Origin of the sequence: Variovorax sp. OV084 (assembly GCF_900111625.1) — a bacterium.
Classification (GTDB): domain Bacteria; phylum Pseudomonadota; class Gammaproteobacteria; order Burkholderiales; family Burkholderiaceae_C; genus Variovorax.
Window position 1 is genome coordinate 1 of sequence record NZ_FOII01000008.1, and the last position, 13,832, is coordinate 13,832.

At 64.6% G+C, this 13,832-nt stretch carries 13 protein-coding genes; 4 read left to right on the forward strand and 9 right to left on the reverse strand.

The window, feature by feature from the left end; all coding sequences use genetic code 11:
- Positions 1-118 precede the first annotated feature (118 nt).
- The 5 genes from BMW87_RS20310 to hppD all read right to left on the reverse strand — a co-directional run bounded on the left by BMW87_RS20310 (position 119) and on the right by hppD (position 5,724).
- A complete protein-coding gene (locus BMW87_RS20310) occupies positions 119-1,051 on the reverse strand; it encodes an MBL fold metallo-hydrolase (RefSeq protein ID WP_093078300.1) in 933 nt (310 codons plus the stop codon).
- A complete protein-coding gene (locus tag BMW87_RS20315; protein WP_093078302.1) occupies positions 1,052-2,746 on the reverse strand; it encodes an AMP-binding protein in 1,695 nt (564 codons plus the stop codon).
- A 126-nt stretch (positions 2,747-2,872) separates the two neighbouring features.
- The gene (phhA, locus tag BMW87_RS20320) at positions 2,873-3,745 is read right to left on the reverse strand and encodes a phenylalanine 4-monooxygenase (RefSeq protein ID WP_093078303.1); all 873 of its coding nucleotides are present in this window, start codon (positions 3,743-3,745) and stop codon (positions 2,873-2,875) included.
- A 15-nt stretch (positions 3,746-3,760) separates the two neighbouring features.
- Complete coding sequence (locus BMW87_RS20325; protein ID WP_093059824.1) at positions 3,761-4,564, reverse strand: transporter substrate-binding domain-containing protein; 804 nt, start codon at positions 4,562-4,564, stop codon at positions 3,761-3,763.
- Between the two features lie 32 nt (positions 4,565-4,596).
- Complete coding sequence (hppD, locus tag BMW87_RS20330) at positions 4,597-5,724, reverse strand: 4-hydroxyphenylpyruvate dioxygenase (RefSeq protein WP_093059826.1); 1,128 nt, start codon at positions 5,722-5,724, stop codon at positions 4,597-4,599.
- Between the two features lie 144 nt (positions 5,725-5,868).
- On the opposite strand from hppD, the gene BMW87_RS20335 reads away from it, so the two are divergent.
- The 4 genes from BMW87_RS20335 to lnt all read left to right on the forward strand — a co-directional run bounded on the left by BMW87_RS20335 (position 5,869) and on the right by lnt (position 9,722).
- Positions 5,869-6,342: an Lrp/AsnC family transcriptional regulator gene (locus tag BMW87_RS20335; protein ID WP_093059828.1), complete on the forward strand. Its 474-nt coding sequence runs from the start codon at positions 5,869-5,871 to the stop codon at positions 6,340-6,342.
- Between the two features lie 108 nt (positions 6,343-6,450).
- Positions 6,451-7,179 (forward strand): GNAT family N-acetyltransferase, encoded by a 729-nt coding sequence (locus BMW87_RS20340; RefSeq protein WP_093059830.1) that lies wholly within the window; start codon positions 6,451-6,453, stop codon positions 7,177-7,179.
- A 99-nt stretch (positions 7,180-7,278) separates the two neighbouring features.
- Positions 7,279-8,157 (forward strand): HlyC/CorC family transporter, encoded by an 879-nt coding sequence (locus BMW87_RS20345; RefSeq protein WP_007836122.1) that lies wholly within the window; start codon positions 7,279-7,281, stop codon positions 8,155-8,157.
- A complete protein-coding gene (gene lnt / locus BMW87_RS20350) occupies positions 8,157-9,722 on the forward strand; it encodes an apolipoprotein N-acyltransferase (RefSeq protein ID WP_093078305.1) in 1,566 nt (521 codons plus the stop codon). The genes BMW87_RS20345 and lnt overlap by 1 nt, the downstream gene beginning before the upstream one ends.
- A gap of 3 nt (positions 9,723-9,725) precedes the next feature.
- Here the strand turns inward: lnt and BMW87_RS20355 are convergent, their stop codons facing one another.
- The 4 genes from BMW87_RS20355 to BMW87_RS20370 are packed head-to-tail and all read right to left on the reverse strand — an operon-like array spanning position 9,726 to position 13,757.
- Positions 9,726-11,108 (reverse strand): FAD-binding oxidoreductase, encoded by a 1,383-nt coding sequence (locus BMW87_RS20355; RefSeq protein ID WP_093078306.1) that lies wholly within the window; start codon positions 11,106-11,108, stop codon positions 9,726-9,728.
- Between the two features lie 9 nt (positions 11,109-11,117).
- The gene (locus tag BMW87_RS20360; RefSeq protein WP_177142370.1) at positions 11,118-11,930 is read right to left on the reverse strand and encodes an ABC transporter permease; all 813 of its coding nucleotides are present in this window, start codon (positions 11,928-11,930) and stop codon (positions 11,118-11,120) included.
- Positions 11,927-12,757, reverse strand: coding sequence for an ABC transporter ATP-binding protein (locus BMW87_RS20365; protein ID WP_093078308.1), 831 nt, complete (start codon positions 12,755-12,757; stop codon positions 11,927-11,929). Before BMW87_RS20365 ends, BMW87_RS20360 begins: the two co-directional genes overlap by 4 nt.
- Positions 12,758-12,773: 16 nt before the next feature.
- Positions 12,774-13,757, reverse strand: a complete 984-nt coding sequence (locus BMW87_RS20370) for an ABC transporter substrate-binding protein (RefSeq protein WP_093059838.1) — start codon at positions 13,755-13,757, stop codon at positions 12,774-12,776.
- Positions 13,758-13,832: the final 75 nt, after the last annotated feature.

The following is a 13,832-nucleotide window of genomic DNA, read 5'->3' on the forward strand; positions in this document are numbered from 1 at the left end:
CGATGATAGTGCGGGTTCCCGTGTGAAAGTAGGTCATCGTCAGGCTCTTACAGCCCAGAAACCCCCAGTCAGAAATGACTGGGGGTTTTTGCTTTGGAGGAGGCAATCAGGAAGCGAATTAGGTATTGCGAATACCTGGAGGGCTCATCTCAGCTGCGCCTGCGGCAACCAATTCCGCCAAGATCTCCTTAGTCAATTGATCTAAATCGACAGCGCCGAAAAAGCGTGATCGAATGGCTTCGAGATAAGCGGTACTCCGCAGCCAGGTATTCCAATCCGCGGCAGAGATCGATTGCACCTCCAGCAGCTTGAACTTCATCAACACCTTGATGGCGTGCCGTGCGTGTTTCACGGGATCGCGCTGCAAGCCATCGAGTCGCCGACGCGCGACGGACAAAGCCTTATCGACGTCATCGAAAACAGCGCCATGCCCCGGAATCACCTGCTTCGGTGCAAGTTCCCCAATCAGATCCAACGTAGCGCCCACATCTTCGAACGACGGTTCGCCGGCCAACTCGGGAAACGCAATGCCAAATCCGTTCTCCCACAAGGCATCCGCTGAAATCAGCGTCCGTGATTCCGCGTCGAACAGAATGACCGAATGAGGATCGTGGCCTGGTGCGGCGTGCACCTGCCACGGCCTGTCCCCGAGCACGCATTCCGTCGCAGGCTGCAGCAACCCTGTAAAGCCAAATCGTGGACACGTCTGCCCCGTCGCCAGGAAACTCAACCCGCGTTGATCCCAACGCTCCACCAATGCAGCCTCGCCTGGCGGAATGTCCGTGCGAGCCGATGGATAGCGCGCCTGCAGCGCCGCGTTCCCCCCGCAATGGTCGCTATGGAGATGCGTATTCAGGATGCGATCAAGCGGCCGCTCCTTCAGTACCGATTCGACCAAGGCCAAGGTCTGATCGGCATGCGTCGCATACCCCGTATCGACCACAGCTGTCTCTTCATCGCCCACGAACAGAACATTGTTCGAAGACAACCATCCTCGCTCGAACACAATGACATTCGCCGGCAGCCCGGCGCTCGCCGACGAATGACTCATTCAGGCGACTGCAGCGGTGCGAAGCTCACGGCGCAGGATCTTCCCCACGTTGGTTTTCGGCAGCGATTCCCGGAACTCGATGTGCTTCGGCCGCTTGTAGCCCGTGAGCTGCGAGTGACAGTACTGGAGCACGACATCTTCGGTCAGCGTCGGGTCCCTGCGGACCACGAAGACCTTGATGGCCTCGCCCTGCTTCTCATCAGGCACACCCACCGCCGCGCACTCCACAACGCCAGGGCACAACGAAATCACGTTCTCGAGTTCGTTCGGGAACACGTTGAAGCCGCTCACCAGAATCATGTCTTTCTTGCGGTCGACGATGCGGCTGTAGCCGTCTTCCTGCATCACGGCAATGTCGCCGGTGCGCATGAAGCCGTCCGTGGTGAACGCTGCTGCAGTCTCGGCGGGCTGGTTGTAGTAGCCCGTCATCACGTTCGGCCCCTTGATGCAGAGCTCGCCAGACTGGCCAATCGGCAGCGAATTTCCGTCATCGTCCTTGATCGCGATCTCAATGCTGGGCAATGGCAGCCCGATCGTCCCGGTGAACTTGGTGTTCGATACCGGATTGTTCGTCCCGATCGCGCAGGTCTCACTCATGCCCCAGCCTTCGATCATCGGACAGCCGGTGGCCTCGAACCACTTGCGCGCCGTACCTTCCGAGGCCGCCATGCCGCCCGCCTGCGAAACGAACAGCGTCGAGAAGTCGATCGATCTGAACTCTGGGTGCATCAATAGCGCATTGAACAGCGTGTTCACCGCCGGCAGCATGTGGAACGGCCGCTTCTTCAGCACAGCAATGAACTTGTTGAAGTCCCGCGGGTTCGGAATCAGCGTCATGTGTGAGCCCTGGCGGATCACCAGCAGGCACAGCGTCAGCGCGAAGATGTGATACAGCGGCAGCGCCGCGATGCTGTTGACCTTCGCGAGGTCACCGGCCCGCGACAGCGCCGGCGTGAACCAGGCCTCGGCCTGCAGCGTTGCCGCGACGATGTTGCGATGGGTCAGCACCGCGCCTTTCGACAGGCCGGTCGTGCCGCCCGTGTACTGCAGGAACGCGATCGAATCGAGCGTGCTCTGATCGGGCCCCAGCGTGCGGCCGCGTCCTTCGGAAATGGCCTGGGTGAAGGGCGTCACCGTGCGCCCATCGCTCAACGGCAACTTGTAGGCCGGCACGAGCTTCGCCAGATGGCGCACCGCCACAGTGATCCACGCGCCGTACAACCCACCCAGCAGGTCGCCCATCGACGTCATGACCACATGCTTCACGGGCGTGCGCTCGATCACCTTTTCAAGCGTTGCCGCGAAGTTCTCGAGGATGACGATGGCCGTTGCCCCGGAGTCCTTCAGCTGGTGCTCCAGCTCCCGCGCCGTGTACAGCGGATTGACGTTGACGCAGGTGTAGCCCGCACGAAGCACGCCGCACATGGTGACCGCAAACTGCGGAATGTTGGGCAGCATGATCGCCACGCGCGCCCCAGGCTCGAGCCCGCGCGACTGAAGCCAGGCGCCCATTGCCTTCGACAGCGTGTCGAGCTCCCCGTAGGACATCCAGCGCTCCATGCAGACTGAGAACGGCCGGCCGGCATAACGGCCGAAGGCCTCGTCGAACATGTGAGGCAACGACCGGTACTGCTCGGGATGAATCTCGTGCGGTACGCCGGCCGGATAGTTTTGTTGCGCGGATGTTGTCTGCATGCAAGCTCCTTTGGCGCGGATTGTGGGAGGCAGTGCGCCTCCGCCGCCAGCGGGCTTGTCCTAGGGAGCGGGCGTGTGCTGTCGCGCGCGCGATAGCTGCGCGGCTGCAATCATCCCTTCAGGATTTCAGGCCTTGCCCGATTCGCCCGGCAGCAGCACCCCAGCCTCGATGTCGGACTCGACCTTCAGCGACTCGTACAACGGCGTGAAGTCAGGCGCCGTGAAGTCGAACAGTTGGGCGAAGCTGTCGATCACGAAATAGTTGGCCTGGTAGGTGTCGATCTTGTAGCGCGTGCGCATGGTGCGCAGCAGGTCCAGCGGCAGCCGGCGCGGCTCGTCGCTGAGCACCGCGTGCTTCAGTTCGCCCACCGAGCTCAGGATGCCGGCGCCGTAAGCGCGCAGGCCGTCTGGCTGGCGGATCAGCCCGAACTCCACCGTGTACCAGTAGAGCCGCGCGAGCTTCTCGCCAGCGCCCAGTTCGTGCGCCTTGATGCCGCCTGCGCCGTAGCGCTGCACGTAATCGGCGAAGGTCGGGTCGAACAGCATCGGCACGTGGCCGAACAGGTCATGGAACACGTCGGGCTCGACGATGTAGTCGAACTCTTCGGGCTTGCGGATCCAGTCGGTCACCGGAAACTTGCGGTTCGCGAGCAGCGTGAAGAACGGCAACTCCGGAATCAGCCCCGGCACCGCCACGATCTCCCAGCCCGTTGCGCGGTGCAGCCGTTCGTTGAGTTCCTCGAAGCGCGGGATGCGGTCCTTCACGCCGAGCGAAGGCAGTGCCTTGATGAAGGCGTCGCAGGCCAGCCCCGGCAACTGCGCTGCCTGGCGCTCATAGAGCCGGCGGTACGTGTCGTGATCGGCCTCTGTATAGCTGGCCCAGTCCTGCGGGCAGGTGTAGTCGGCCAGCACCGCGCCGCCGCGCGAGTAGTCGCCGCGGGGCGGGCGGTCCGAGGCGCCATAGACGGCAGGGGTGACAACAGCGGCAGGGGTTTCCATGAGATCGGTCTTGAGTTACTTGAGCCAGCGGTCCATCGTGCGCTGGAAGTCGCCGCCGGCTTGCTGCAGGTGCAGCCATTGGTCGACATACGACTTGAAGGCCACGTCGTCTCGCGGCAGCATCCAGGCCATTTCGCCGTACTGCAGCGGTTTGTCGGGGTTGATCGCGCACAGGCCCGGCTTGAGCTTCTGCTGCGTGATGGCCTCGGCCGCTTCGGTCACGAACACGTCCGCACGGTTGGCGAGGATCTCGTCGAAGATCGTCACGTTCTCGCCGTGCAGCGTGAGCTTGGCTTGCTTGAAATTGGTCCGGGCGAAGCGTTCGTTGCTGCCGCCCGGGTTGAAGATGACGCGCACCGACGGCTTGTCGATGGCGGCCACGCTCTGGTACTTGGACACGTCCGCGCAGCGCGCAATGGGCGTCTTGCCGTTGACCATGTAGGGGGCGCTGAAGAAGGCGCGCTTCTGCCTGTCGGTGGTGACCGACACGCCGCCCACGGCGATATCGCACTTGCCGGCGCTCAGGTCGGGCAGCAGGTTGGCCCAGGTGGTCTTGACCCACTCGGGCTTCGCGCCGAGGCTGGCGCTGAAGCCAGTCATCAGGTCGACGTCGATGCCCTCGAAGGCGCCGTCCGTCTTCTGGAAGCTGAAGGGCTTGTAATCGCCCGGCGTGCAGATGCGCAGCACCGCGGCCTTCTGCACCGCATCGAGGTGCGAGCCGGCCACCGGCGCGGCCGCCGGAGCCATGGCACAACCCGAAAGAACGGCGGCAGCTGCCGCGATGAAGGTCAAACCGATTGAAGACGTAAAGCTGCGCATGCGGGCTCCAGAAGCAATAAGGGAAGGGGCTCTTATTTTGCGGCGCTCAGCACGCCGCGGCGCATCTGGTCGAGCTCGATGCTTTCGAACAGCGCCTTGAAGTTGCCGTTGCCGAAGCCGTCGTCGCCCTTGCGCTGGATGAACTCGAAGAAGATCGGGCCCAGCTGGTTCTCGCTGAAGATCTGCAGCAGCAGCGCGTCCTTCTTGCCGTCGATCAGAATCTTGCGCTTTTGCAGCTCTTCCACGCTCTCGCCGTGGCCAGGGATGCGCTTGTCGACCAGCTCGTAGTAAGTGTCGATGGTGTCGAGCAGCGTCACGCCGTTGGTGCGCAGCGCGTCGACCGTGCTGTAGAGGTCGTCCGAGCCCATCGCGATGTGCTGGATGCCTTCGCCTCGGTACATGTCCAGATACTCCTGGATCTGGCCAGCCTGTTCCTTGCCCTCTTCGTTGATCGGAATGCGGATCTTGCCGCAGGGGCTGGTCATGGCTTTGCTCTTCACGCCCGTCACCTGGCCTTCGATGTCGAAGTATTTGATCTCGCGGAAGTTGAAGAGCTTTTCATAGAAGCCGGCCCAGACGTTCATGCGGCCGCGATACACGTTGTGCGTCAGGTGGTCGATGTAGGTCAGGCCGTTGCCGAACGGCGAAAGCGCCTGCTCCGGCGCAACGCCTGGCAACGCCTCGAAGTCGACGTCGTAGAAGCCGATGTTGCCGATGTCGCCGGGCTTCGCGCCGTTCTTGCCGGGCCAGCGGTCCACCAGGTAGATCAGGCTGTCGCCGATGCCCTTGATGGCGGGAATGTTCAGTTCGCCGGGACCGGCCTTGTCGGCAAAACCCCATGCGCCGAGTGCCGTGGCGCGTTCGTAGGCTTGCTTGGCATCCTGCACGCGGAAGGCGATGGCGCACACGCTCGGGCCGTGCTCGCGAGCGAACTTCTGCGCGAAGGAATCGGGCTCCGCGTTCAGGATGAAGTTGATCGTGCCCTGGCGGTACAGCAGCACGTTCTTGTGGCGGTGCTTGGCCACGGCCTTGAAGCCCATGCGTTCGAACACCTTGCCCATGGCGACCGGATCGGGTGCCGCGTACTCGATGAATTCGAAGCCGTCGGTGCCCATGGGGTTCTCCCAGGGCGTGAAGGCGGGTGCGTCGGCTTGGCTCATGTGCGGTCTCCGGTGGGGTGGAAATTGAATGAATAAGGCGCTAAATCGGCCGGTCATGCAATGTAGGGTGGATGCCTCTCAGGTTTTCTGCGTTTCCGGGCGCTCATGGTGGCTCTTGCGCAGTAAAACTGCAAGAATGATGAAATGGAAGCTCTAGACAAGATTGATAGGATGATTCTGCGCACGCTGCAAGCAGACGGGCGCGCAACCTACGACCAGATCGCGGAGCAGGTGAGCCTGTCGCCCAGCGCCGTGCTGCGGCGGGTCAAGCGCCTGGAAGAACACCGCGTGATCGACCGCTACGTGGCCCTGGTCCAGCCCGAAGCCATCGGCCTGGGGCTGACCGCCTACCTCAACGTGCGGCTCGAAAAGCACACCGAGACCCACAAGCGCAACCCGATGGACCTGTTTCGCGCCAGCGTGCAGACCTGGCCGGAGGTGGTCGAATGCGCCGCGCTCACCGGCGACATGGACTACCTGCTGCGCGTCGTGGTGGCCGACATGGCCCACTACAGCCGCTTCATCATGGACACCCTGCTCAAGCACCCCAGCGTGGAAGACTGCAAGACCAGCTTCGTGCTGGACCGTGTCAAAGCCACAACAGCTGTTCCGGTTTAGCTACATCTGGTTGCGTGAGCGCCACGTCCCTCGGTGCTGGTTCACGAATGTGTCCCGCGATTGACCCTGTGGACTTGTTGTTTAAGGGAAAACCCTTACATTTGAGCCATGCTTACCGCCAAGACCCTTCTCAAAGCGTCTCTCGGCCTCGGCTCTTTCCTGAAAGCGCCGATGGTTGAAGCGCAACCACGCGCCGTCAGCGCGCCTCAACCCGTCATGGTGCCGATCCGCTCGATCGGCCCGCGCGAACGGGAGCGCATCGCCCGCCACCTGCTCGAACTCACCCCGCACGACCGCTACCTGCGCTTCGGCTACGCGGCGGCCGACGAACAGGTCCAGCGCTACGTCGACAGCCTTGATTTCGAGCGCGACGAGCTCTTCGGCATCTACAACCGCCGCCTCGACCTGATCGCGATGGCGCACCTGGCCTTCGCGCCCGGCGATGAGCACAGCGACTGCGCCGAATTCGGCGTGTCGGTTTCGGCGCACGCTCGCGGCCGGGGCTACGGCGCCCGCCTGTTCGAGCGCGCCGTGGTCGTGGCCCGCAACGAAGGCGTGGGCATGCTCTTCATTCATGCGCTGAGCGAAAACGCCGCCATGCTGAAGATCGCCCGCAACGCCGGCGCCACCGTGGTGCGCAGCGGCTCCGAAGCCGAAGCCCACCTGGAACTGCCCAGCGCCACCTTCGACAGCCGCATGAGCGAGATCGCCCTGGAGCATTACGCCGCGGTCGACTTCGCGCTCAAGAGCCGCGCCAAGCAGTTCTGGGCCTTCCTGGCCAGCCTGCAGGAAGTGCGCAGCGGCATGCGCGACGCCCGAAAAAAATCGGCTCCCTGAGGGAACGCGGCGCCCCCAACCGGCTTATGCCGGCCGTGGGGTAGAGCGTGTCACACGCAATCCGGTATCCTTGTCCCTCCTCAACTAAGCCCTCCCGCAGTGGCCGACCCTCACCCTGAACGCGCTCCCGTTGAACGGGAAGACAAGCGCGGCTTTCTCCAGAAGCTCGCCGAATTCATCCACCCCGGTCCCGACTCGCGCGACGAGCTGATCGAAACCCTGGCGGACGCCGAGGACAACGAGGTGATCGGCGCAGAGTCGCGCGTGATGCTCGAAGGCGTGCTGCGCATGGCCGACATGACCGCCGGCGACGTGATGGTCGCCGCGCCGCGCATGGACTTGGTGAACATCGACGCGCCGTTCGATGCACTGCTGCACCTCATCATCGACACCGCGCACTCGCGCTTCCCGGTGTACGAGGGCGAAAAAGAAAACATCATCGGCATCCTGCTCGCGAAAGACCTGCTCAAGCTGCAGCGCGCGCCGGGCCTGAACATCCGCGCGCTGCTGCGCCCGGCCACCTTCGTGCCCGAGAGCAAGGGCCTGAACGACCTGCTGCGCGAGTTCCGCGGCAACCGCAACCACCTGGCCATCGTCATCGACGAGTTCGGCCGCGTGGCCGGGCTCATCACCATCGAGGACGTGCTCGAGCAGATCGTCGGCGAGATCGAGGACGAGTTCGACATTGCGGAAGACGAGGGCGACATCTTCGGCCTTGCCGATCACACCTACCGTGTTTCGGGCGACACGCCCATCGAGCGCGTGGCCGAGGCCTTCGGCATCGTCTTCGACGAAGAACAGCTCAGCGAAGACTTCGACACCATCGGCGGCCTGATCGCGCACGAGATGGGCCACGTGCCCAAGCGCGGCGAGCACCATGCGATCGGCGGCTTCGACTTCGTGGTGCTGCACACCAAGGGCGGCGCGGTGCGCTGGTTCAAGGTGTCCCCGGCCCGCGGCGGCGACGCGGCCGACTGATGCGCGGCGCGCCGGCTTCCTCTTCCGCCAATCTGTTCCGCCTGCTCGGCTTCGGTGTCGCAGGGCTCGCGCAGGCGCTTTCGATGGCTTCGCCCGTGGGCGGCAAGCCGCTGTGGTGGCTGCAGCTGCTGTCGCTCGGTGCGTTCGTGTGGCTGCTCGACGGCCTGCGGGCGCAGGGCGCGGGCTGGCGTCGGGCCGGCCTGCATGGCTGGCTGTTCTCCACCGCCTGGCTCACCGGCAGCTTCTGGTGGCTCTTCATTTCGATGCACACCTACGGCGGGCTGCCGGCGCCGCTCGCGGCCATCGCCGTGCTGGCGCTGGCCGCAGCGCTCGGGCTGTACTACGCCGTGGCTGCTGCCTGGTTCGCGATGCGCGGTCCGAAGGGGCGGGTAACGGGCGCGCTCGTCTTCGCTGCGCTGTGGACGTTGGCCGAGCTTGTGCGCGGCAGCTGGTTCACGGGCTTTCCGTGGGGCGCTGGCGGCTATGCGCATGTCGAAGGTCCGCTGGCCGCGCTCGCGCCGTGGGTCGGTGTCTACGGCATTGGTGCCGCGGCTGCGCTGGTCGTTGCGCTGGTCGCGCTGCATCGACCCGTTCGCGGCCTGGAGCTTGCGCAGGGGCTGGTGCTGATCGCGCTGGTGTTCGCGGTGCCGCACTTAGTGCCACCATTGAATGGCGACGTGCAAGGCGCAAAGGGTTCGACCGGCAAGCTCCAGGTCGCGCTCCTGCAAGGCAATATCCCGCAGGACGAAAAATTCATTCCCGGCGGCGGCATAGAAACTGCGCTGCGCTGGTACGGCGAACAGTTGCGCGATGCCAGAGCCTCGCTCGTCGTGACGCCCGAAACCGCCTTGCCATTGCTACCGCAGCAGTTGCCGGCCGGCTACCTCGATGCGATCCAAGCGCGCTACAGCCAGGGCACGCAAGCCGCCATCGTCGGCCTGCCGATGGGTGGGCAAGGCAGCTACAGCAACTCGGTGCTCGGCTTCCAGCCCGGCGCTGCGCAGCCCTACACGTACAGCAAGCACCACCTTGTGCCTTTCGGCGAGTTCATTCCACTGGGCTTCCGCTGGTTCATCCAGATGATGAACATCCCGCTCGGCGACTTCGAGCGCGGCGGGCTCGCGCAGGCGCCTTTCGTCTGGCAGGGCCAGCGCATCGCGCCGAACATCTGCTACGAAGACTTGTTCGGTGATGAGATCGGCGCGAACTTTCGCGACGAGGCCACGGCGCCCACCATCCTGCTCAACGTGAGCAACATCGCGTGGTTTGGCGACTCGGTCGCCATCGACGAGCACCTGTCGATCTCGCGCATGCGCGCCCTCGAGTTCGCGCGGCCGATGGTGCGCTCCACCAACACCGGCGCCACGGTCGTGATCGACGCCGAAGGCCGTGTGACGCACGAACTGCCGCGCCTCACGCGCGGCGTGCTCGAAGCCAGCGTCGAGGGCCGTCGGGGCCTCACGCCCTATGCGCGCTGGGTGGCGCCATTCGGCCTCTGGCCGCTGTGGATATTGGCGATGGCCATCGTGGCAGCAGCCTTCGTGCAAGGCCGCCGCCGGCGCTGAATCTCAGGCGGCGGGCGCAGCCTTCACCGGCCAGTCGCGCAGCTTGCCCGGGTTCAGCAGGCCCATCGGGTCGAAGCGCTTCTTCACTGCGATGACCTCGGGCGGCAACGGCCCGCCGGCCTTGCCGTCTTCCACGATGTTCACGTGCGGGTTGTTGATGTGCACGTTGTGCTCGCGATGGATGCGGATGATCTCGTTCAACCGCTCTTCAGTGCTGAAGCGCACCAGCTGCAGCCCGCTGCAGGTCATGAGCCCCGCCACGTTGCGCAGGAACTCGATGTGCATCATCACCTCGCCGCCTAGCAGCTTCTCCATCTCGATGACCTGTTCGACATGCTTGCCGGGAATGAATCCGCTCTGCAGGTAGGTCAGCGTCGGGTCGACCTTCAGCGCGTGCAGCGTCGTGTGGTTCCAGGTGAACTCCATCAGCGTGCGGTTGCTCTTCTGCACCTCGTCGGCCGTCTTGCGGTAGCTCACGGTGCCGCCGTGCGCTTCTACCAACAGCATCATCGCGGGCTCGCTCGACTCGGCCACCAGCGACAGCACCGTGTGGCAGCCCTTCGGCAGGTGCGCGGCCAGCTGCGCGAGGTGGTCGGAGATCGGCGCTGCGAAGAAGGAGATGCCGCGCTTGATGATGCCCGGCGCGTGCGCGAGCTTGTCCGCGAAGTTCAGCGCGTTCTCGAAGTCGTCGAAAGTCACCAGCGTTTCGAGCCATGGATGCGCGGGCGCCAGCGCAATTTCCAGCTCCAGCACGAGGCCGTTGGTGCCCCACAGGTGGTGCATGCGCATCGCCTCGGCGCCGCGCAGCTCGACCACCTGCGGCTCGGCCTCGATGGTCATCGCGCGAATGCCGAGCACATTGCCCGGCGCACCCAGCGGCCCATAGTTGATCGAGCCCACGCCGCCGAAGCCGCCGCCGAACAGGCCGCCCAGCGTTGCGCTGCGGTAGGTCGAGGGCACGCAGCGCATCTCCTGCCCCGTGGGCTTCGTCTGCTTCTCCAGCTCGCCCAGGCGGATGCCGGCCTGCGCCCGCGCCACGCCGGGCCGCACCCACAGGCAGGTGTTGTAGCCCGTCATGTCGAGCACCACGCCGCCGGCCAGCGGGGTGGTCTGGCCGTAGTTGCCGGTGCCGCTTCCGCGGATGGTGATCGGCACGCAGCGGCGCGCACAGGCACCGACCACCGCGCGAATCTCTTCCTCGGTGCGCGGGCGCACAACCACGTCGGCGCGTTTGTCTTTCAGCTGGCGCGTGAGTACGGGGCTGAACCAGGAGAAGTCTTGCGAGAGCCGCGTGACGCGGCTTTCATCGGTGATCCAGTCGAGATCGGGCAGTTCGAGCAGCAACTGCTCGATGGCGCTGTCGAGCGTGAGGGTGGGAGCATTCATGGTCAAGGTTCAATCCTGGGAAAGTTCGCTCGCATGCCACGAGCCCAGCGCCAGCTTGGTCAGCCAGGCCATCAGTACGAAGAGCGCGACACCGGTCAGAGAAATGAGCAGCAGGGCCGCGAACATGCGCGGAATGTTCAGCTGGAAGCCCGCCTGCAAAATCTGGTACGCGAGCCCCGCGCCCGAGCCACCTGTGCCGGCCACGAACTCCGCCACCACCGCGCCGATCAGCGCAAGGCCGCTTGAAATGCGCAGCCCGCCGAAGAAGTACGGCAGCGCGCTTGGAATGCGCAGCCGTACCAGCTGCTGCCAGCGCGTCGCGCGGTTCAGCTTGAAGTAGCTCTGCAAATCGGGGTCGATGCTGCGCAGGCCGAGCGTGGTGTTGCTGATGATCGGGAACAGCGCCACCAGCGCCGCGCACACCGTCATGGCGGCCACCGGGTTCTTCACCCAGATGATGATCAGCGGCGCCACCGCCACGATGGGCGTCACCTGCAGCAGCACTGCGTACGGAAAGAGCGCGGTCTCGATGCGCTTGCTCTGCACGAACAGGAACGAGATCAGCACCCCCGCCACGGTGGCCAGCAGGAACGACAGCACCGTGATCTTCAGCGTGACCAGCAGCGCATTGCCCAGCGGCGCCCAGTCGGTCACCAGCGTCTGCATCATCAGGTAGGGCGAGGGCACGAGGTAGGGTGGCAGTTCCATTGCCACCACCATCCATTGCCACAGCGCGACCAGCACCACGCCGATCAGCACTGGGTAAAGCACGCGTTGCACGCGCGGCTGGTTCAGCAGGGGCGTGGCTTTCACTTTCGTCATCGCGAGGTCTCCTCGTCGGTGCTGCTGGCGCGCAGCAGGCTGTCCTGCAGCCGCTTGGCGTAGCGCGCGAACTCGGGCGTCACCATGAAGTCGGCGCTGCGCGGATAGGGTTCGTCGATGCGGAACTCTTCCACCACGCGGCCCGGCCGCGCGGCCATCATCACCACGCGGCTCGACAAAAACACCGCCTCGTGAATCGAGTGCGTCACGAAGATCACCGTGAGCTTCTTCTTGCGCCACAGCTCCAGCAGATCGGCATCGAGCTTGTGGCGCGTGATTTCGTCGAGCGCACCGAAGGGCTCGTCCATCAATAGCAGGTCGGGCTGCGTGACGAGGCCGCGCGCAATCGACACGCGCATCTGCATGCCGCCCGAGAGCGCACGCGGCAGCGCATCGGCAAACTTCTCGAGTCCCACCAGCGCAAGCGATTCCATCACCCGCGCATCGGCCTCCTTGCGCGGCACGCCGGCCAGGTCAAGCGGCAGGCGCACGTTGGTCCGCACGCTGGCCCACGGCATCAGCGTGGGCGACTGGAACACGAACGAAAGCTTGTGCGGGCAATCGTGAAGCTGCGCCACGGGCCTGCGCCACACCAGCAGCCGGCCGTCGCTGGGTTCGAGCATGCCCGCCACCATCTTCAGCAGCGTGCTCTTGCCGCAGCCCGAGGGGCCCAGCAGCGTGACGAATTCGCCCTCGGCGATCGACAAGTCCACCGGCAGCAGCGCCTGCGTGCCGTTGGGGTACGTCTTCTCGGCCGAGAGCACTTCCACCGCGGGCATGGCAGGCGCCGTTGGCGGCGCGAGGGTGTGAGGTTCGATGCGATTCATGAAAGGCTGAGGCTCGTCAGGGCAGGACCTTGGCGTCTTTCACGAACTCGGTCGTGTAGGTCTTCGCCAGTTCGACCTTGGCCGGGTCGAGCAGCTTCGCAGTCACGAGGAAGTCGTAGCTCGCCTTGGAGCGCGCATCCGTCATCACGCCGATGCCGAGCTTGGCCGCGTCTCCGCCGGTGACCATGCCCATCTCCTTGAGCTTGGCCACGCTGTAGGCCAGCTGATCGTCGGTCATGTTGGGGTTGTCTTTCTTGATGAGCGCGTTGGCGGGCGCTGGGTCGGCGAGGTAGCTCTTCCAGCCCTCGGCCGAGGCCTTCACGAACGCGGCGACCTGCTTGCTGCGCTCCTTCACCGTTTTATCCATGCATGACACGGTGGTCGCGTACGCGGGGAAGCCGTGGTCGCTGAACATCAGCACCGTGCTCTTCACGCCTGCTTTCTGGATGGCGTAGGGCTCGGAGGTCAGGTAGCCCTGCTGCGCGGTGTTCTTGTCCGCCACGAAGGGCTGGATGTTGAAGGTGTAGGGCCGCGTCTGTTCGTCGGTGAAGCCGAACTTGGCCTTCAGCCAGGGCCAGTAGCCGCGCTGCGCCTGCGCGCCGATCAGCAGCGTCTTGCCCTTCAGGTCTTCGAATTTCTTCACGTCGTCGTGGGCGATCAGCACCTGCGGATCTTTCTGGAAGAAGGCCGCCACGTTGACCACCGGCACGCCGCCTTCGCGCACCTGCATCATCTGGATGTCGCTCGAACCCATGATGCAGTCGGCCTGGCCGGCGGCCATCATCTGCGTGATGTTGACCTGCGGGCCGCCCATCTTGATGGTCACGTCGAGGCCGTACTTCTTGTAGATGCCCTGCGCCACTGCCTGGTAGAAGCCGCCGTGCTCGGCCTGCGCGTACCAGTTGGTCATGTAGGTGAACTTGTCCTCGGCCTGCGCGGGCGCGGCGGCGAGGAAGGCGATGGCGGCGGCGCCGGCCAGGGACAGTGCGAAGGAGCGCATGGTGGAAACCTCTAGAGGGCAGGGAGTTGAAGGAAGAAGAAGCGAGAAAGCGAAGTGGCCGTTGCAAGAAGCGGG

What these genes read in the sequence shown, in the direction of transcription:
- BMW87_RS20310 (WP_093078300.1), bottom strand. Translation starts at nt 1,051, where the DNA reads ATGAGTCATTCGTCGGCGAGCGCCGGGCTGCCGGCGAATGTCATTGTG.
- BMW87_RS20360 (WP_177142370.1), bottom strand. Translation starts at nt 11,930, where the DNA reads ATGACGAAAGTGAAAGCCACGCCCCTGCTGAACCAGCCGCGCGTGCAA.
- BMW87_RS20325 (WP_093059824.1), bottom strand. Translation starts at nt 4,564, where the DNA reads ATGCGCAGCTTTACGTCTTCAATCGGTTTGACCTTCATCGCGGCAGCT.
- BMW87_RS20365 (WP_093078308.1), bottom strand. Translation starts at nt 12,757, where the DNA reads ATGAATCGCATCGAACCTCACACCCTCGCGCCGCCAACGGCGCCTGCC.
- BMW87_RS20315 (WP_093078302.1), bottom strand. Translation starts at nt 2,746, where the DNA reads ATGCAGACAACATCCGCGCAACAAAACTATCCGGCCGGCGTACCGCAC.
- hppD (WP_093059826.1), bottom strand. Translation starts at nt 5,724, where the DNA reads ATGAGCCAAGCCGACGCACCCGCCTTCACGCCCTGGGAGAACCCCATG.
- BMW87_RS20335 (WP_093059828.1), top strand. Translation starts at nt 5,869, where the DNA reads ATGGAAGCTCTAGACAAGATTGATAGGATGATTCTGCGCACGCTGCAA.
- lnt (WP_093078305.1), top strand. Translation starts at nt 8,157, where the DNA reads ATGCGCGGCGCGCCGGCTTCCTCTTCCGCCAATCTGTTCCGCCTGCTC.
- phhA (WP_093078303.1), bottom strand. Translation starts at nt 3,745, where the DNA reads ATGGAAACCCCTGCCGCTGTTGTCACCCCTGCCGTCTATGGCGCCTCG.
- BMW87_RS20370 (WP_093059838.1), bottom strand. Translation starts at nt 13,757, where the DNA reads ATGCGCTCCTTCGCACTGTCCCTGGCCGGCGCCGCCGCCATCGCCTTC.
- BMW87_RS20355 (WP_093078306.1), bottom strand. Translation starts at nt 11,108, where the DNA reads ATGAATGCTCCCACCCTCACGCTCGACAGCGCCATCGAGCAGTTGCTG.
- BMW87_RS20340 (WP_093059830.1), top strand. Translation starts at nt 6,451, where the DNA reads ATGCTTACCGCCAAGACCCTTCTCAAAGCGTCTCTCGGCCTCGGCTCT.